The following is a 19,343-nucleotide window of genomic DNA, read 5'->3' as shown; positions in this document are numbered from 1 at the left end:
GTTGTATAACTAAGTAAATAGAGTACAACTTCTCTTTTTATTACTTTTATCATTATACTATGAATTATGGATTGGTAAATAAATCTATTGTAGAATATTAAATATAATGATGTATTCTAATGTATTTAACAGTAATGGATATTTTGTTTATGTTAAGTTTATTATTTAGTATTATTATAAAGTAAAAAACTAGTTTAAATACATTTTGATTAGATAATGTTTTATAAATGTTAGTGGAGGTAATTTCATGATTAATATATTAGTTGTTGAAGATGATAAACACACAAGAAAACTATTAGAAACTATTTTAAAAAGAGAAGGATATTCAGTTCTAAAAGCCGAAGATGGAGTTATAGCAATGGAAGTACTTGAAAATCACCATGTTGATTTGATTATTTTAGATATAATGATGCCTAATATGGATGGTTATGAGTTTGCTAAAGAGCTTAGAGATGCAGAGTGTATGATACCAATACTTATGGCAACGGCAAAACAACTTCCAGAAGACAAGAAAAGAGGATTTATTGTTGGAACAGATGATTATATGACAAAGCCGATTGATACAGAGGAAATGCTTCTTAGAATTAAAGCTCTTCTTAGAAGATCACAAATAGCAAGTGCTAGAAAGCTTACAATTGGAAAGGTAACTTTAGATTATGATACTTTAACTGTATCACGTGAGGATGATAAACAAACCCTACCACAAAAGGAATTTTATCTATTATATAAGCTTTTATCTTATCCCGATAGAATATTTACTCGTATTCAATTAATGGATGAAATTTGGGGAATGGAAACTGAAAGTGGTGATACAACAGTAAATGTTCATATAAACAGATTAAGAAAGCGTTTCGATTCCTATCCTGAATTTGAAATAGTTTCAGTTAGAGGTCTTGGGTATAAGGCGGTAAAGAAAAGTGAATAGATTAAGCAAAAGAATAACTTTATCAATGCATTTTGGGATTATGATATTTTTAATTAATTTAATTACCACATTGATTACAGCGGCTTTAATGTATATAGCATTTTCTATAGGGCTTTTAAATGAACATAATATTGAAAGTAAAATGGTTTTACCAATAATTACATTAGCTTCATGTATGTTAATAGGTATTATAGTCTCTGTGTGTTCAAGTAAAGCTGTATTAAAAAGTATTAAAGAGTTTATTGAGGCCACAGAGAAACTATCACGTGGAGATTTTTCAGCACGTTTAAACGTAAAGCAGCCACCACAATTTAGAATATTATCTAAGAATTTTAATATAATGGCAGAAGAATTGGGTAGTATCGAAGTATTACGTACAGATTTTATAAATAATTTTTCTCATGAATTTAAAACACCAATTATATCTATTAAAGGATTTGCGGAAATTTTAAAGGATGATGATCTTTCTAAAGAAGAAAGAAATGAATATTTAGATATAATTATAGAAGAATCTAAAAGATTAACATCACTTGCTACTAACGTTTTAAATCTTTCTAAAATCGAAACTCAAGCTATATTAAAAGAAAAGCAAATGTTCAATATAGGTGAGCAAATTCGTCAAAGTATATTACTTTTAGATTCTAAGCTTCAGTCTAAAAATATTTCATTAGATATTAATATTGAAGATTGTAATATATATGCTAATAAGGAAATGCTAAATCAAGTATGGCTAAATTTGTTAGATAATGCAATTAAGTTTAATAATGAAAATGGATTAGTTAGCGTTAATATGAAGAAAAAAGAAAAGGAAATTTTAATTACTATTATAGATTCGGGAATAGGAATTTCTAAAGGGGTCGTATCTAAAGTATTTGATAAATTTTATCAAGAAGATACTTCTCATTCAACTAAAGGTAATGGACTTGGTCTTACTATAGTTAAGAAAATAATAGAATTGCATGGTGGAACAATAGAATGTGAGAGTATTGTTTCAAAGGGAACAAAATTTACAATAATATTGCCAATTGAACAAATATAAAATTAAATACAATATATTTATATAAGAACTGATAGCTACTATAAATTTAGTGGATATCAGTTTTTTTTATTTCTAATAATTAAATAAATAAAAAAGTAGCTTTAGTTTATTTTCAGTTAATATTTCTAATATATTATGTAATCAAGACAGCAAGGGAGGAGATTTAGCTTATGTTAAAAATATTTAAAAACTTTAAGGGGAAGGAATGGATACTTCTCATTATTAGTATAGCATTTGTAGCTTCACAAGTATGGCTTGATTTAAAATTACCAGATTATATGAGTGAAATTACACAGCTTGTACAAACACCAGGAAGTGAAATGAGTGAAATTTTAACTTCAGGGGGATCGATGTTACTTTGTGCATTAGGAAGCTTAGTAGCTTCGATTATTGTTGCTGCATTAGCAGCAAAAATAGCAGCTAATTTGTCTGCAAGACTTAGATTTAGAATGTTTGATAAGGTTCAATCATTTTCTATGGAAGAGATAAATAATTTTTCTACAGCAAGTTTAATTACACGTTCTACAAATGATATTAATCAAATTCAAATGTTTATAGTTATGGGATTACAAGCGTTAGTAAAAGCTCCTATACTTGCAGTATGGGCAATATTAAAGATTGTAGGTAGAAACTGGCAATTATCATTAACTGTAGCTGGTGCAGTTGTAGTTTTATTATTAATTGTTGGTACTTGTATTGCATTAGCACTTCCAAAGTTTACAAAAGTTCAAAAATTAACAGATAACTTAAATCGTGTTTCTAGAGAAAATCTTTCAGGTATTTCAGTTACTCGTGCATATAATGCGGAAAAATATCAAGAAGATAAATTTGAAGTAGCAAATAACGATCTTACAAAAGTTAACTTGTTTACAAATCGTGTTATGGCAGTTTTGATGCCAAGTATAACTTTTATAATGAGTGGAGTTAGCCTTGCTATATACTGGGTTGGAGCAATACTAATTCAAAATGCAGATATCACAGAGAAAATGGAAGTGTTTTCTGATGTAATAGTATTTTCATCATACGCAATGCAAGTGATAATGGCATTTATGATGCTTGTTATGGTATTTGTTTTAATGCCACGTGCAACTGTATCAGCAAAAAGAATTAACGAAGTATTGGATGCTAAAGTTACTATAAAGAATGGAACAAATACTCAATCACCAATTGGAGTATTAGGAGAAGTTGAATTTAAGAATGTTAGTTTTAAATATCCAGATGCAGATGATTATGTTATAAAAAATATTAGTTTTAAAGCTAATAGAGGAGAAACAATTGCATTTATAGGAGCAACAGGTTCTGGTAAAAGTACATTAATTAATCTTATTCCACGTTTCTATGATGCTACAGAAGGTGAAGTATTAGTAGATGGAGTTAATGTAAGAGAATATGATCAAAAATATCTTAGAAATAAATTAGGATATGTTTCTCAAAAGGTTACTTTATTTGAAGGAACAGTAGAATCAAATATAGCATTTGGTGAAAATGGTAAATCAGAAATTACTAAAAATGATGTTGTGTATGGAGTATATGCAGCACAAGCAGCAGAGTTTGTTGAAAATTTAGAGGGTGAATATGATGCTCATATTTCACAAGGCGGTAGTAATCTTTCTGGAGGTCAAAAGCAACGTTTATCAATAGCGAGAGCAATAGCACGTTATCCAGAGGTATTAATTTTCGATGATTCATTCTCAGCTTTGGATTATAAGACTGATAGCAAACTTCGTAAATTCTTGAAAAAAGAAAGTGTAGGAACAACAATGCTTGTCGTAGCTCAAAGAATAAGTAGTATAAAAGATGCAGATAAGATCATTGTTTTAGAAGCAGGTCAAATGGTTGGTATAGGAAATCATGATGAATTAATGAAGACATGTAATGTATATCAAGAAATAGCATATTCACAACTTTCAAAGGAGGAATTAGCTGAAGAAATGGAAGTAGCTTGTTCAGATATTTCAAAGGAGGAGGTTGTATAATGAGTAAAAATAAAAATTCAGAAAAAAACTTAAGTAAGCTTATAACCTATTGTAAAAAATACATACCAGTAATAATTATTGCTTTAACTAGTGCGGTTATAGGCGCTATATTAACTTTAATAGGACCTGATAAACTATCAGAAATGACTGATATTATTACAGAAGGAATAATGACTAATATTGATTTAGATAAAATAGCATCTATAGGATTAACGTTAGTAGCTCTTTATGTTATTAGTGCAGCTTTAACTTTTTCTCAAGGTTATATTATGGCAACTATTACACAAAAGGTTTCTAAAAGTTTAAGAAGTGATATTTCTAAGAAAATAAATAGATTACCAATGTCATATTATAACAACAATACTACTGGTGATTTGCTTTCTCGTGTTACAAATGATATAGATACTATAGGGCAAGCATTAAATCAGAGTGTTGGAACATTAATCAGTGCATTATCTTTATTATTTGGTTCTTTAATTATGATGTTAAAGACAAATGTTATAATGACGTTAACTGCAGTATTAGCTACAATGATTGGTTTTGTACTGATGATGATAATTATGAAAAGTTCTCAAAAGTATTTTAGAAACCAACAAGAATATTTAGGTAAAATTAATGGACACATTGAAGAAGTATATTCAGGTCATACTATTATAAAAGCATATAATGCAGAAGAGCAAATGGATAATAAATTTAGGGATTTAAATTCAAAGCTTAAAAATAGTGCTTTTAGAGCTCAATTCCTATCAGGATTAATGATGCCTATTATGACGTTTATAGGAAATTTAGGCTATGTTGCAGTTTGTGTAGTTGGTGCGGCTCTTGCAATGAATGGAAATATTTCCTTCGGTGTAATTGTAGCATTTATAATGTATGTTCGTTACTTTACTCAACCTTTAGCTCAAATTGCACAAGGAGTACAAAATTTACAATCAGCAGCGGCAGCAAGCCATCGTGTTTTTGAATTTTTAGAAGCAAAAGAAATGGAAGATGAAAGTCATAAGACTACTTCACTTGAAAATGCTAAAGGAAAAGTAGAATTTAAAAATGTTAAGTTTGGATATGAAGGGTCTGATAGAATTATTATTAATGATTTTTCTGCAATTGCAAAGCCAGGTCAAAAAATTGCCATAGTTGGTCCTACAGGAGCAGGTAAATCAACTCTAGTTAATTTACTAATGCGTTTTAATGAGATTAATAGTGGTGAAATTTTAATTGATGATGTTTCTACAAAAGATTTAACAAGAGAAAATATTCATGATTTATTCTGTATGGTATTACAGGATACATGGTTATTTGAAGGTACAATTAGAGAGAACCTTGTATATAACCAAGAAGGAATAAGTGATGAAGTAATAAAAGAGGCATGTAAAGCAGTTGGCTTAGACCACTTTATTGAAACATTACATGATGGATATAATACAATTTTAAATGATAAAGTTAATTTATCTGCAGGACAAAAGCAACAACTTACAATTGCAAGAGCAATGATTAAAGATGCTCCGATGTTAATCCTAGATGAAGCAACAAGTTCAGTAGATACAAGAACAGAACTTTTAATACAAAGTGCAATGGATAAACTTATGGAAGGAAGAACTTCATTTGTTATAGCTCATAGACTTTCAACTATAAAGAATGCTGATATTATTCTTGTATTAAAGGATGGAGATATTTTAGAGAGTGGAAATCATGAGGAGTTAATTGCTAAGGATGGATTCTATGCAGAATTGTACAATAGCCAATTTGAACAGGTAGCTTAATATATAAAAGCTAAAATTGAAAATAAAGTTACTAAATAAGTAAGAGCTCTTGGCTTATATGGCTAAGAGCTTTTATGATTATAGTTTAATTATGAAAGCTAATAAATGAATAAATTAGGTTTTTAAATAATAATATTGGAAAAAGTTGAAGTTTAAACTAAATTTAATTATACTAATAACAGTTAAAAGTTAAAATTTTAGTAACTTCGATAAATAGGTGTTTGAAAATATACTAATTTATTATGCAAAAGGTAATTAAGGATTTTAATATTACCTTTAAATATTTAACTTAAGAAGAAAGATAAAAGGAAAATCAATCTTATAAAAAGAGTGTATGAAACTATAAAAATACTTGCAAGAAAAATCTAGTGCTTAAGGAGAACAAAATGGAATTTAGAAAGTCAATGAAATCAGATGTTGGTAGAATAATGGAAATTATTAAACAAGCTCAGGAATATTTTAAATTACAAGGAATTAATCAATGGCAAAATAATTATCCTAACGATGAGGTAATAAAGAATGATATAGATAATGGGCAAAGCTATGTAATGTTAAAAGATAATAATATAGTAGCAACTACAGTTATTTCATTTAAAGAGGAAAAATCATATGAAAATATTATTGATGGCAAGTGGCTTACAAATAATAAATATGGAGTAATTCATAGGATAGCAGTAGATAATAATTATAAGGGAGTAGGGCTTTCTCATGAAATTATTAAATATTCAGAAGAACTTTGTTTAAATAATAATATACATAGTATTAGAGTTGATACACATGAGAAAAATATAGCAATGCAAAATTTACTAAAGAAAAACGATTTTAAATATTGTGGAATTATTTTTTTAGAAGATGGTGCAAAAAGAGTAGCTTTTGAGAAAATTATAGAAAAATAAAATATGTAAATTAGAAAGGTTGAAGTAAAAATGATAAGACCAATTGTAAAAGATGTATTATTTTTAGCTCAAAAATCAGAAGAGGCAAATAAGAATGATGCAAGTATAATTGAAGATTTAGTAGATACATTAAGAGCAAATCTTGAAGAGTGTGTTGGAATGGCTGCAAATATGATAGGAGTTAAAAAGCGTATTATAGTGGTTGCTGCTGGAGAGTTAATAATACCAATGGTAAATCCAGTTATATTAAAGAAAGAAAAAAGATATGAAGCAGAAGAATGTTGTTTATCTTTAACAGGTTTTAGAAAAACTATAAGATATGAAGAAATTGAAGTAGAATATTTAGATGCAGGTTTTAATAAACAAAAGCAAAAATTCTCTGGATTTATAGCTCAAATTATTCAACATGAAATAGATCATTGTAATGGAATTATAATATAGTAAAATTACTTTGCACACAAAAGGGGTACCTCATGAATAAAAAAAGAAATATAATAATAGCTATACTACTTGGACTATTTGTTTTAGGAAGTATAATATTTATAGTTAGTAAGCTTGAAAAGCAACCTGAAATAAAAGAAGATATAAAACAAGAGGATGCCAATGAAAAAGTAGAATCAGGTATAATAGATTTTCTAAATGCAATTGTAGGAGTTAAAGCTGAAGAACTAGAAATAATAAATAATCCTGTAGTTGGAGTTAAAGGTAAAATATTTGTGCCAGATACAGCTATAGTAAATGGTATAAATTACTTTTTAGAAAAGACAAATAATAATAAAATGAGTAACTTAGAAGTAGTTGCGGAAGGTAGTAGTATTAGTTTATATGTTAATTATGCAGTTACGGATAAAATTAATACACCTATTAAGATTGACATATCGCCTAACATAAATAAAAATAAAGATTTAGTTATTGATATTGGATCAGTAAAAATTCTTGATTTAAAGTTAGCTGATTTTATTGTAAATTTAGCATTAAAAACTTTCATTAAAGATTGGTTTGTAAATAGTGATATTATAGTAGAGTATGAAAATAATAAAGTAATAATTTCTAAAGAAAATTTTAATGGAATAGATTTAAATTCTATTTTAGTAAGTGATGAGGGAATAACTTTAGATATGATGATTGATGCAAAGATATTACAAAAGTAAAATTAAACTGCACATGAATTATAATAGGGAATGAAAAAGATTCACAAAGTAAAAGTTCTTTGTGAATCTTATTTTATATTGATAGTAAATTTTTAGTTGTTAGACGTTGCTTTAAATGCAGGAATAAATGTCCTAAATAAGAATAAGCAAAGACAAACAGCTGCAAAGATTATTCCTATAGGATATGCTATTGTTGTTGAAAGTTTAAATCCTTCTTCTGCATATAAAATATAAGTACAGCTTACAGCGGACATGAAGGTTGCCGGCAATGCAGCCATTAATGATGAAGCAGGTTTAGCAACTTTAGCATATTTAGCAAGATATACAGAGCCTGCCCAAAGTACGATCATAGCTAATGTTTGGTTAGACCATGAGAAATATCTCCAAACTACAGAGTAGTCGATAAGGGAAATTAAATATCCAATTCCAAGAAGAGGTACTGCTAACATAAGTCTCTTAGGAATTTTAGTTTGGTCAATTTTAAACCAATCAGCTATAGTAAGTCTTGCGCTTCTAAATGCTGTATCACCTGAAGTAATTGGACAAACAATAACACCAATCATTGCAAGTATGCCACCAAATTTACCTAGTAAACCAATAGACATTTCATAAACAGTAGATGAATTTCCACCACCAGCTGCAAGCAATCCGCCAGTACCTTTATAAAAAGCAACACCAGCTGAAGCCCAAATGAGAGCAATTATACCTTCAGCAACCATTGCACCATAAAAGATCTTTCTACCGTTTTTTTCGTTATTGATACAACGTGAAATTATTGGTGATTGAGTTGCATGGAAACCAGAAATAGCACCACATGCAACAGTAATAAACATTAATGGCCAAATTGGAGCACCGTTTGGATGAAGATTTTCAAAGGTAATTTCCATCATAGGATTAGTTCCACTATGAGCAATTGTTGCACCTGCAATACCAAGAGCCATAACTATTAAACATACTCCAAATATAGGATAAAGTTTACCTATGATTTTATCAATTGGTAATAGAGTAGCTAAAAAATAATAAATTAATACAACTATTGTCCAAAATGTAATATTCATAAAATTTGGAGTAAGCTTTGCTAAAAGACCAGCAGGGCCTACCATAAATACAACACCAACCATAACAAGTAAAATTACTGAAAAAATTCTCATAACATTTTTCATTACTTTTCCTAAGTAAATACCAACAATTTCAGAAATACTGGCACCATCGTTTCTAACTGATAACATACCACTTAGAAAATCATGAACACCTCCTGCTAAGATAGTACCAAAAACGATCCAAAGATATACAGATGGTCCCCATATAGCTCCAGATAAAGCACCAAATATTGGTCCAAGACCTGCTATGTTAAGTAGTTGGATTAAGAAAGATTTCCAGGTTTTCATTGGCATATAGTCAACTCCATCTGGATGGACTAAAGCAGGAGTTTTTCTATCAAATTCTGGACCAAATACCTTTTCTACAAGTCTACCATAAAGAAAATAGCCGAGAATTAAAATAGCTAGACAAATAAAAAAACTATACAAAATAAGTCCTCCTTGAATAATTATTTTAGGCATTAAAACTATTAATAAAACGTTTACAAAAGATATCTTTTAATAAATTTATATGTACTTAGTGTATTTATTAGTACTAAAATATGATAACTTATTAGCACCTAATTTATATTCATAAAATTGTTATATAAGTATAAGTATGAGTATAATATTAAAATACTATGAATTTACTGGATAAATTATTAAAGTTAGTCATTTATTAAAGATGCAATAATCAATGAAAAGAAAATAAGATTAAATCTGATATTACAATTTTTGTAAGATTAATATCATTGGAACTTTTTATAAATACTATTTATGTAATTTTAAACATAAGGAGAGATATTAATGAAAAGAGAACATTATATAGCAAATGGAATAGCAAATAAAAATATGAAAATACAAATAAAAAATTCACTTTAAAAAATAGATGGAGTCAATGATGTTTGTGTAGATATGGCAAGAGGAAGCGTTGAGCTTATATATAATAATCCAGCAACAGAACAAGAGATAAGAAGTTGTATAGAGAATACTGGTCGCGAAATAGAATAAGGTATAATCACTTAATAAAGCTAATTTTAAAATGAAATTGGCTTTATTTTTTTGCAAAAATTAAAGAATATATTTGTATTATATTAATGTAGAAGTCGAGAAAAGTGTAATTTTAATACCTATACTATTTTGTAGTACTTTAGATTAAATTTTAAATAAATAATATTTTATTTAAATAAAAAATAAAAATTTTAAAGTATTTAGGATAAGATTGATGGATTATGTAAAAAATTCAGAACAATAATAGTAAACTTTTCATAATATAAACTAAAGGAGTGTGTTAAGTATGAAAATTGCAGTTAGAGGAGGACATTGTCCAAATATTCCAGGATCAAGTGCTTTAATAGATGAATTGACAGAAGATAGATTAGTAAAAAATGCAGTAATTAAATATTTAAGACAATTAGGAGTAAATGTTCTTGATGTTACACCACCAGATTCAACTTCAACTTCATCTTCAGACTTAAGTTATGGTGTTAATAAAGCTAATAATTGGGGCGCTGACTTATTTGTATCAATACACTTTAATAATGCTTATAGATCTTATAATGGAGCGTTAGGAACTGAAGTATGTGTTTATTCTGAATATGATATAGCAAAAAGAGTCGTTAATAAAATGGCATCTTTAGGATTTAATAATAGAGGACAAAAAGTAAGAACCGGTTTGTATGAGTTAAGGCATACTAATATGAAATCAATGATAGTAGAAGTTTGTTTTGTTGAAGCAACTGAAGATGTTGCTTTATATAAAAAACTTGGGTATGATTCAATTGGTAAGACAATAGCAGAAGCTTTAGTAAATAATACTACAACAAGTACATCATCAAGTACTAGCTCTTCGCAAACAGTGAGTCAAACAAGTAGTAACTATGATAGCTGGGTGGCTAGATTACAAACAGAATGTAATAATCAAGGATTTTCTAATCAAAAGGTAGATGGTATTGCTGGAACTAATACCTTAAATGGATGTCCTATTGTTAAAATAGGTGCTAAAGGTAATATTACAAAATTAATTCAAGAAAAATTAGCAGTAAGTGCTGATGGAATTTTTGGATCTGATACTAAAGCAGCAGTTATTTCTTATCAAAAAGCTAATGGATTATCTGCTGATGGAATTGTAGGACCTAATACTTGGAAAAAATTATTAGGTTTATAGTTATTTAAGTAAAGGATTATTGGACAAACTTTAATACGGTGTTGTTCATATCCTTGCTTTTCTTATTTCTATGGGATATAATGCACTTTAGCAATTAGGATTACCAATATAAGGAGAAAGAAAAATGAATAATTTACTAAAACTAAAAAGAAAAGACGGAGTAATGGTAGATACACAACTAATAGAATTAAAATTATCAGATATAGATAAGATAATGCAACTCCAAGAAGCTATAATAAATGGCTTAGAAAATAAAGAAATTTATGCAGAAACAGAAAAAGAAGAATTTGAAGAATATCTAAATGGTAAAGGAAAAATAATAGGCTATATAACAAATGATAATGAGCTTATAGCAATGGGAGTATACGCTAATAAAGGATATGATAAAGAGAATTATGCATATGATTTAGACTTATGTGGTGAAGCTGTATTAAAAGTTGGGCAAATAGAATCAACGATAGTAAAAGATGAATATAGAGGGAATAAGCTTCAAAAATTAATGTGTGAAGAATTAGAAAAAATTGCAAGAGAAAATAATGATGAAATATTATGTGCTACAGCTTCTCCCTATAATAAATTTAGTGTGAATACCTTTATAAATTTGGAATATGAAATAAAGAGAGATAAATTAAAATATGGCGGATTAAGAAGATATGTTTTAGTTAAAAATTTAATAAGTAATATTTAAGAGTAAAACTTAAAGTAATATTAAATACCTTTTCTGAATAGTATATGATATACAGAATAAAAAATTATATATCATAAGTGAAAAGGAAGGTTAGTATGGATAATTTAGTATTCAACATAAGTGAAAGATGTGAAAATGGTAAAAAGGTACGAATGAATGGACAAATTCCATGTATTATTTATGGAAGAGATCTTAACAAGTCTTTATCTGCAAAAATCACTAAAAGAGAGTTGATTAGATTATTAGGATATCCTAAGAGTTCTGTAGTATCTCTAAATTTAAATGGAGATTGTAAGAAATGCATAGTAAAAGAAATGCAAAAAGATCCTTTTGGAAAGATAATTCATATAGATTTCCAAAGCATAAGTAAAGGTGAATTAGTAAAGCTAAAAATACCAGTAATATTCTATGGACAAGAGGCACTAGAAGCAAAAGGATTATTATTAGAATCATTTGTTAATGAGGTTGAATTACAAGGGGAAGTAGGTAAGTTCCCAGATAATATATCTATTGATGTATCTAAATTAGAAGAAGGAAACCAAATATTTGTTAGGGATTTACCTATTTCAAAGGATATGGTAATTGAAAGCAATGTTGATTTAGCAGTAGCTAAAATTAGTTATAGAAAAAATAATGTAAGTGAAGATGAAGCTGAAGAATAAAAGATAAAGGATGGCATATGCCATCCTTTATTAATGTACAATTAAAATTGAAAATGTTAAAAAATAATTGAAATAGCGTAAATAGCATAAATGATATTAATTGCTCCAAAGATTATACCTAAAATAGATAAGACTTTTCCTTTTTGTTGATTTTTAGATATTTGAGATAGACCAATTGCAGAAAAAACTACAGCTAAAATTCCTACAATACCAAAAAAGTTAAGGAAAAAAGAGATAATTCCTAAAACAAATCCTACGATTGCAAAAACATTATAAGAATTTTTAGTAGTAATTATTTGATCACCTTTATTATTATCCAAATTAAGTACCCCCAGTATTGATTAATATAGTATATGATTAATGATTAGCAATAATGATAAAAGAAATATAATTGTATAAAAAATAATTACCAATGTATTTGTAAGAAAATGAGAAAAAAATACTAAAAAAGGAATATAATTTAACATATATGTACATAATAATCTTGTTGATTGGTTTAATTTGCAATATATAGAATCATTATTAAAGATGATGATAAAAAGAAAATCACATCTAAATAGATTTGATATAGGAAGTGAAAAAATGTTTTAAATATTAATAAATAAAAATTAATCAATTTATTAAAGAAAGAGGATATAAAAATGAACAATATAAACGTAGGCGATAGTTATTATACTATTGAATCAGATCATAAAACATTACTTGAATTGAAAGTATCAAAGGTAGAACATAAAGGAAAGGAAAATTTAATATTCTTAACTAGTGATAACAATTGTGATTTTTGGAATGGGGCATATTCTGTAAGTGATTCTAATATTGGTAAATTTATCTTTACTTCAAAGGAAGATGCTATTGAAGCAGCAAAAGCATATAAAAAATAATAGAGTTTTATTAATAAAGGATAGTTTTGTAATTTAAGATAAAACTATCCTTTATTATTTAATTCTAAGTTTGTACTTTTAAATAATATACTCGTAAATGAACATAAAATAAAAAGAAAAAATATAGTACATACTATAATAAACTAATCAAATTCTTTTAAACAAACAATAAAAAATGGATGTGATTTAATAATGAACGAAGCAAATGATAATATTTTTAAAAGTTATACTTTAGACTATATAGGAAAATACCATTTTTATGAAGAAGAAGAATTTATAGAAGTGGTTAAAGATGGCGAATATATATTAAAAAATTTAAAAGAGAGCAATCGATTTGATTATAATCAAGCATCCTATACTTTCACTAAATTTGGAAATGTAAGTGAAGGAATTACTGAAAAAGATGTTAAACTAGAAGTAGAGAAAAATAATATAAACGTAAAATTAAATGGAAAAACAACACATTTAGATTTAATTTACAAAATGGAAATTAAAAAATTAGAGGATCACTATAGAGTTGCAACAAGAATAAGTGAAAGAGATGGTAATTTATCTACTTTATTATATATTAATTTAAAAGATGGAGAGGAATGTCTAAATGCATTAGAAGCTGTAAGAGATTATCAAGAAAAATTAAAGAATTATACTAATGAACAAAGTTAAGCATACATTTTAATTAAAAAAAGTATCGCTAACTTATAAAAGTTTGCGATACTTTGTAGATATTATTTAGATTATTTGATTGTTTATAGATTTATTAAATATAATAAATGCTATAAATGCTGTAATTAATTCAGTAATCCAGAAGGCATTCCACACACCATTAGCACCAAAAGAAAGGCTTAATAAAAATGATAGTGGAATAATTATTAATACATAACGCAATAAAGATATTATTAGCGAGTTTAGGCCTTTACCAAGTGCTTCTAGCGCACCTGATGCTGCTATTGAAAAAGAGGAAACTATAAATCCTATACTTATAACACGAAGAGCTATTACACCAGCTTTTATAGTTTCACTGTTATCTGTAAACATACCAAGTAGTTGATTAGGAATTACTAAACATAAAAGCATTCCTAACGTCATTATTCCAAGAATTAATATTAGAGAAATATTATATATCTTTTTAACTCTCTTATGTTCTTTAGCACCATAATTATAACTTAAAATTGGACGCATGCCTTGAATTATTCCATTAGCTGGTAGGTATATAAATGTTTGAAGTTTATAATATATACCTAATATAACTACATACATCTGTGAGAAAGAAGAAAGAATTCCATTTAATGCTGATACCAATAATGAAGGTAAAGCCATGTTTAATGAAGCTGGAATTCCTATTGAATAAACTTTCCAACAAATATAATTTCCAGGTTTTAAATATTTAAATGACATTTTAATATTAATAGTTTTAAGTAAATAAGCAATTATATAAATTAGTAATGTTACTGTTTGTCCAATACATGTAGCCCAAGCTGCACCTTCAATTCCCATAGCTGGGATTGGTCCAAGTCCAAATATCATGATAGGGTCTAATATTATATTAACTATACAACCAGCTACCAAACTAATCATTGAAATTACCATTTTCCCAACGGATTGAAATACTTTTTCAAATGTTACACTAAGCATAACTATTACTGAAAAAGATAATACAATGTTTGAATAGTGTATTCCCAAATTTATTATTGTAGTATCTGAAGTAAATAATTTTAAAAATTGTGGCATAATAATAATTCCAATAATATTAAGTATAATACCATGAACGATACTCAAAGCCATTCCTTGAGTTGCAATAGAATTAGCCTTTTCTTTTTTTTCGGCTCCTAAATAAAGAGCGATCATTGCATTAATACCAACACCAAATCCAACAGCAATTGAAATAATAAGATTTTGCACAGGATAAACTAATGATATTGCTGTCATAGCGCTTTCTCCCATTTTTGCTACAAATATACTATCGATAATATTGTAAAGAGAATTTACCATCATAGATATCATACTTGGCAATGCTAAAGAAAGTAGCAATGGCAAAATTGGTTTTTCTTTCATATAAGATTGATTCATATTTGTTAACATCTCCTTTTAAATTAGTAAGCTTAAGCCTACATATTTATCTTTTGTAGTTGTCTTAATTTTCAACAGAAAAAAAGACTATAAACTTCGTTGTTTAAAGTCAGAAACAACAAAATCTATAGTCTTTTCAAAAATTCAAGACGAACAATATTATTTTCATATTATCATAAAAAAAAATCTATGTCAATTATTTAACTTTAGCTAAGAAGCAATAGAAGATTCATAAATGTGATTGTATATTATATAATAGGATAGAAGATTAATTATGTAAGTATAAAAATTTTTATTAATACCAGCTATAGAGAATTAAAAAATATAGTTATGGAATTAAATATATAGCTATATATTTATATTTTATAACTTAATTAATATAAAAGATTTGCAATTTTAAATGAGTTATTGGCATACAAAAATAATAATATAAGGTATAATAAAAAATATATATTATGTAAATATGAATTAGAAAGATGTGATTATAAATGGATAATAAAATGAAAGCAGATTTAAATGATGTAATAGAATGTATAGAATTTGAAGGGGAATTACTTACACATTACTATAATAAGAATACTGGAGTTATAATGTACATAGAAGATAGTAGTACGGCAACATATAAAGCTGATGATATACATAAAATTGAAGAATTTGAAGAGTGGGAAAAGGAACTTATACTTTCATTACATGATTTTAAGATGAATCCTAATGATTATATTCAACTTCCATCATATAATGATATTAATGAACATGGAATGATGGTTGATTTTTGTAATACAATAGAAGATATATCGATAAAAGAAAAGATTTTAAGTAATAAAGATTCATTTAGAGGCTTAAGACAAGAAATTGAAAACCAAGATTTAATTAATGACTGGTATGAGTATAGAGAAGAAGCAGAGAGAAATATTGCAATTAAATGGTGTGAAGAAAATAATATAGAATATTAAAATTTAGTTCAATATTATAATGATAATAAAATTCAACTGGATTTTGTAGAAATAATATAACCCACAAGATATATAATTATATATCTTGTGGGTTATATTATTTAGTTTAAAAAGTCTATAAGAATAATTTATTATTTGAGCATTAAATATACAAATAATTATTATAATATACTAAAAGTATTGAGGTGATAAAAATGTAAAATAAAATTCTACTAGATCTACACTTAATGAAACTTGCATGATGTTTTATATTATTCAATTATAAGGGGGATGAATAATTATATGACAAATTTAGAGTTGGCACAAAAAATAGTTGAGCTAATAGGTGGAAAAGATAATGTATTGAAAGTTGCAAACTGCATGACAAGATTAAGGATAACGTTAAAGGATGAATCAAAAGTAAATTCAGAAGAATTAAAAAAGACAGTAGGAATATTAGGTATTGTACAAGATGGTAGTTATATACAAATTGTTTTAGGTCCTGGTAAAGCAAAAAAGGTAGCAGATATATGTATAGAGGAATTGAAGTTACCTAAGGATACTTTAGTATCAGGTGCTTGGAAGGAAAATAAGGCCACAGTAAAAGGAGCACAAAAGGAAAATAAATTTAAAAAGGCTATTAATGTAATAGCTAATATATTTATACCTTTAATCCCTGCAATTATAGCAGCAGGTATTTTTAATGGGTTAGCAAGTTTAATAACAACACTTCAAGGTCAAGGTACATTACCAGCTGAAGGTTTTTGGCAAGTAACACAGTTAATGTTTTCATTAATAGGTGGAGGCTTTCTAGGATACTTCGCAATTTACACAGGTATTAATTCTGCAAAGCAGTTTGGTGCAACTGAAGCTTTAGGAGGGATGATTGGTGCTATTTCTATAGGATCAAATATCGTAGCAATTTCTCAAACATTTGGACTATATGATGAGGCAGTTCCTTTAAATTCTATTTTAACTACAGGCAAAGGTGGTATTATTGGCGTTATAATGGGCGTATATATATTAGCCAAGATAGAAAAAGCAATTCGTAAAAGAATGCCAGATGTTTTAGAATTAATCTTAACTCCATTACTATCTTTACTTATTACCGCAATATTATTTGTATTTATTATAATGCCACTAGCAGGATTCATATCAGATGGATTGGTAGCATTGTTAAGTGTTATTATTAATTCTTCTAATCCAGTTGTTAGTGTAATTAGTGGATATATATTAGCTGCATTATTTTTACCAATGGTACTTTTAGGTTTACATCACGGATTAATTCCGATATATGCAGTTCAATTAGAAGCTATGGGTGGTGTTTCATTGTTTCCAGTACTTGCAATGGCTGGCGCTGGACAAGTTGGTGCTGCTATTGCAATATATTTAATTGCTAGAAGGGTTAAGAATGAAAGGTTGAAACAAGTAATAGTAGGGGCACTTCCAGCTGGATTTTTGGGTGTAGGGGAACCTTTGATTTATGGGGTTACTCTTCCTATGTTTAAACCATTTATTACAGCTGGACTTGGAGCAGGATTTGGAGGGGCATATGTTATGTTAACACATGTTTTAGCAAATGCCTGGGGGCCATCAGGTTTAGTAGCTATTGCAATTATGCAACCAAATTCAATGTTTAATTATTTTATAGGCTTATGTATTTCATATATAGCAGGATTTATTATAACTTATTTCACTATCAAAGATTCCGATGTTGAAAGTATATAATTTAATAATATCGTAAATATTAAGAATATTTTATGAAATTATAGGAAAAAACGATTTAGAGTTTACAATTGATGCAATAATAAGTGACAAGGTTTATAGCAAGAAAAGAACTAAACAACGAGCAATAGAAGAATTAAGACGTTGTTCAGGTAAACAGTTTGATCCGAATATAGTTGAAGTTTTTTTGTAAAGTAATAAGCATAGAGTAATAATTTATATCCCTGAGATGAATTGAAATATTAATTCATCTCAGGGATATTTATATTAATATATTATTCAAATAATAAAATTTACTAAAAAGTATAACCCAAAATGATGAATTTTCATAATATATTTAAGGGGGATTATTATTATGTTAATGATTCAAAGAAAAATAAATTTTTATAATAACTTAAGTAGAAGAACAAAGGGGAACTTTATAACTAATAATAATAGTAATTGGTGCAATTTAAAGAATAAAATTAGCAAAAAAATATATAAAAAAAACTTATTTAAATCTAATATAGAAAATTCAAATAGTATTTCATTAAATATAGAAGTGCATACAAGTAATGCAATTGAAGTTGCTAATGCTTATCTAGGAACTCCTTTCAAAATAATGTTAATTCAATTAATTCTTAACTCTTTTGATTGGAAACTAAAAATCGATGGTATTTGTGGTTGCATAACTACGAAGGCTATTGGGGAATTTCAAAGTAAATATGGGTTAAATAAAGATTATATGTTTGGATGTAAGTGCTTTAATAAGTCATATGAGTTAATTAAGCATGTTATATGTAAGTATGGAAAGTATACACCTAATCAAACAAAAGTAATACAACATATTTTAGGGATTAGAGTTGATGGAATTTTTGGTTCAAATACAAGAGCTTTAGTTATAAGCTTTCAAAAATTAAAAGGACTTAGGGCAGATGGAATAGTTGGGAGTAACACATGGTCTAAATTACTAGAAAAATTTAGTTTAGAAGCGTGAGATAAATTAATTTTTAATTTGTAATTAATGCTATAAACTATTTTAGATGTTATTTCTGTAATAGTATAGCAGATGATAGGAATTAAAAAATATAAAAATAATTTATTCTAATATATTGACAAGTGATAATTATTGTAATAATATGTAATTAAAATTTAATAAATCTTCAGGGCAGGGTGAAATTCCCTACCGGCGGTAAAGCCCGCGAGCTAGTTTAGCATGATTCGGTGAAATTCCGAGGCCGACAGTAAAGTCTGGATGGAAGAAGATAAAAGTAATGTAGTAATCTAAAATGCTATATTTATTTTGCATACTATGCTCTGAAATATTTTATATTTCAGAGCTTTTTTATATTTCTATGACATGTATATATTATTTTTAAAACTGATTATATAATTTAATAATTTTATATTATAATC

18 protein-coding genes, 1 pseudogene and 1 riboswitch are annotated in these 19,343 nt (G+C 27.3%); of the genes and pseudogenes, 16 read left to right on the top strand and 3 right to left on the bottom strand.

Annotated features, from left to right (window positions below; translation table 11 throughout):
* Positions 1 to 247: 247 nt before the first annotated feature.
* The 7 genes from I4V63_RS01360 to I4V63_RS01330 all read left to right on the top strand — a co-directional run bounded on the left by I4V63_RS01360 (position 248) and on the right by I4V63_RS01330 (position 7,747).
* The gene (locus tag I4V63_RS01360; RefSeq protein WP_195999504.1) at positions 248 to 925 is read left to right on the top strand and encodes a response regulator transcription factor; all 678 of its coding nucleotides are present in this window, start codon (positions 248 to 250) and stop codon (positions 923 to 925) included.
* Entirely contained in the window at positions 918 to 1,964 is a 1,047-nt protein-coding gene (locus I4V63_RS01355) for a HAMP domain-containing sensor histidine kinase (protein WP_195999503.1), read from the top strand. Before I4V63_RS01360 ends, I4V63_RS01355 begins: the two co-directional genes overlap by 8 nt.
* Before the next feature lie 170 nt (positions 1,965 to 2,134).
* Complete coding sequence (locus I4V63_RS01350; RefSeq protein ID WP_195999502.1) at positions 2,135 to 3,940, top strand: ABC transporter ATP-binding protein; 1,806 nt, start codon at positions 2,135 to 2,137, stop codon at positions 3,938 to 3,940.
* Positions 3,940 to 5,700, top strand: coding sequence for an ABC transporter ATP-binding protein (locus tag I4V63_RS01345; RefSeq protein WP_195999501.1), 1,761 nt, complete (start codon positions 3,940 to 3,942; stop codon positions 5,698 to 5,700). Before I4V63_RS01350 ends, I4V63_RS01345 begins: the two co-directional genes overlap by 1 nt.
* Before the next feature lie 386 nt (positions 5,701 to 6,086).
* The gene (locus I4V63_RS01340) at positions 6,087 to 6,596 is read left to right on the top strand and encodes a GNAT family N-acetyltransferase (protein ID WP_195999500.1); all 510 of its coding nucleotides are present in this window, start codon (positions 6,087 to 6,089) and stop codon (positions 6,594 to 6,596) included.
* Positions 6,597 to 6,626: 30 nt separating this feature from the next.
* Positions 6,627 to 7,037, top strand: coding sequence for a peptide deformylase (locus I4V63_RS01335; protein ID WP_195999499.1), 411 nt, complete (start codon positions 6,627 to 6,629; stop codon positions 7,035 to 7,037).
* A 32-nt stretch (positions 7,038 to 7,069) separates the two neighbouring features.
* On the top strand, positions 7,070 to 7,747 hold the full coding sequence (locus I4V63_RS01330; protein WP_195999498.1) for a hypothetical protein: 678 nt from the start codon (positions 7,070 to 7,072) through the stop codon (positions 7,745 to 7,747).
* A 92-nt stretch (positions 7,748 to 7,839) separates the two neighbouring features.
* On the opposite strand, the gene I4V63_RS01325 is transcribed toward I4V63_RS01330, so the two are convergent.
* On the bottom strand, positions 7,840 to 9,276 hold the full coding sequence (locus I4V63_RS01325; protein WP_195999497.1) for a carbon starvation protein A: 1,437 nt from the start codon (positions 9,274 to 9,276) through the stop codon (positions 7,840 to 7,842).
* Positions 9,277 to 9,633: 357 nt separating this feature from the next.
* Between I4V63_RS01325 and I4V63_RS01320 the strand changes: the two are divergent.
* The 4 genes and pseudogenes from I4V63_RS01320 to I4V63_RS01305 all read left to right on the top strand — a co-directional run bounded on the left by I4V63_RS01320 (position 9,634) and on the right by I4V63_RS01305 (position 12,343).
* Positions 9,634 to 9,837, top strand: a pseudogene (locus I4V63_RS01320) (heavy metal transporter).
* Between the two features lie 286 nt (positions 9,838 to 10,123).
* Positions 10,124 to 10,993, top strand: a complete 870-nt coding sequence (locus I4V63_RS01315) for an N-acetylmuramoyl-L-alanine amidase (RefSeq protein WP_195999496.1) — start codon at positions 10,124 to 10,126, stop codon at positions 10,991 to 10,993.
* Between the two features lie 124 nt (positions 10,994 to 11,117).
* Entirely contained in the window at positions 11,118 to 11,681 is a 564-nt protein-coding gene (locus tag I4V63_RS01310) for a GNAT family N-acetyltransferase (RefSeq protein WP_195999495.1), read from the top strand.
* A 95-nt stretch (positions 11,682 to 11,776) separates the two neighbouring features.
* Positions 11,777 to 12,343 carry a 50S ribosomal protein L25 gene (locus tag I4V63_RS01305; protein ID WP_195999494.1) on the top strand — a complete coding sequence of 189 codons (567 nt, stop codon included), beginning with the start codon at positions 11,777 to 11,779 and terminating at the stop codon, positions 12,341 to 12,343.
* Between the two features lie 56 nt (positions 12,344 to 12,399).
* Here I4V63_RS01305 and I4V63_RS01300 read toward each other — a convergent pair whose 3' ends face one another.
* Positions 12,400 to 12,663: a DUF4190 domain-containing protein gene (locus I4V63_RS01300; protein WP_195999493.1), complete on the bottom strand. Its 264-nt coding sequence runs from the start codon at positions 12,661 to 12,663 to the stop codon at positions 12,400 to 12,402.
* A 321-nt stretch (positions 12,664 to 12,984) separates the two neighbouring features.
* Here I4V63_RS01300 and I4V63_RS01295 point away from each other — a divergent pair, with 321 nt between their 5' ends.
* Together I4V63_RS01295 and I4V63_RS01290 are read left to right on the top strand one after the other, a co-directional pair.
* The gene (locus I4V63_RS01295; protein ID WP_195999492.1) at positions 12,985 to 13,224 is read left to right on the top strand and encodes a hypothetical protein; all 240 of its coding nucleotides are present in this window, start codon (positions 12,985 to 12,987) and stop codon (positions 13,222 to 13,224) included.
* Between the two features lie 192 nt (positions 13,225 to 13,416).
* A complete protein-coding gene (locus I4V63_RS01290; protein ID WP_195999491.1) occupies positions 13,417 to 13,887 on the top strand; it encodes a hypothetical protein in 471 nt (156 codons plus the stop codon).
* A gap of 66 nt (positions 13,888 to 13,953) precedes the next feature.
* On the opposite strand, the gene I4V63_RS01285 is transcribed toward I4V63_RS01290, so the two are convergent.
* Positions 13,954 to 15,291 carry an MATE family efflux transporter gene (locus tag I4V63_RS01285; RefSeq protein ID WP_195999490.1) on the bottom strand — a complete coding sequence of 446 codons (1,338 nt, stop codon included), beginning with the start codon at positions 15,289 to 15,291 and terminating at the stop codon, positions 13,954 to 13,956.
* 488 nt (positions 15,292 to 15,779) lie between these two features.
* Here I4V63_RS01285 and I4V63_RS01280 point away from each other — a divergent pair, with 488 nt between their 5' ends.
* The 3 genes from I4V63_RS01280 (at position 15,780) to I4V63_RS01270 (ending at position 18,924) form a co-directional block, all read left to right on the top strand.
* Positions 15,780 to 16,244, top strand: a complete 465-nt coding sequence (locus I4V63_RS01280) for a UPF0158 family protein (RefSeq protein ID WP_243280416.1) — start codon at positions 15,780 to 15,782, stop codon at positions 16,242 to 16,244.
* 282 nt (positions 16,245 to 16,526) lie between these two features.
* Positions 16,527 to 17,951, top strand: a complete 1,425-nt coding sequence (locus I4V63_RS01275; RefSeq protein WP_195999489.1) for a PTS transporter subunit EIIC — start codon at positions 16,527 to 16,529, stop codon at positions 17,949 to 17,951.
* Positions 17,952 to 18,303: 352 nt separating this feature from the next.
* Entirely contained in the window at positions 18,304 to 18,924 is a 621-nt protein-coding gene (locus I4V63_RS01270) for a peptidoglycan-binding protein (protein WP_195999488.1), read from the top strand.
* Between the two features lie 158 nt (positions 18,925 to 19,082).
* Positions 19,083 to 19,198: riboswitch (FMN riboswitch) on the top strand.
* The last annotated feature ends 145 nt before the right edge of the window (positions 19,199 to 19,343 follow it).

It is taken from the genome of Clostridium sp. 1001271B_151109_B4, from assembly GCF_015670405.1.
GTDB lineage: Bacteria > Bacillota > Clostridia > Clostridiales > Clostridiaceae > Clostridium.
This window is presented reverse-complemented; position numbering and strand designations above follow the sequence as displayed.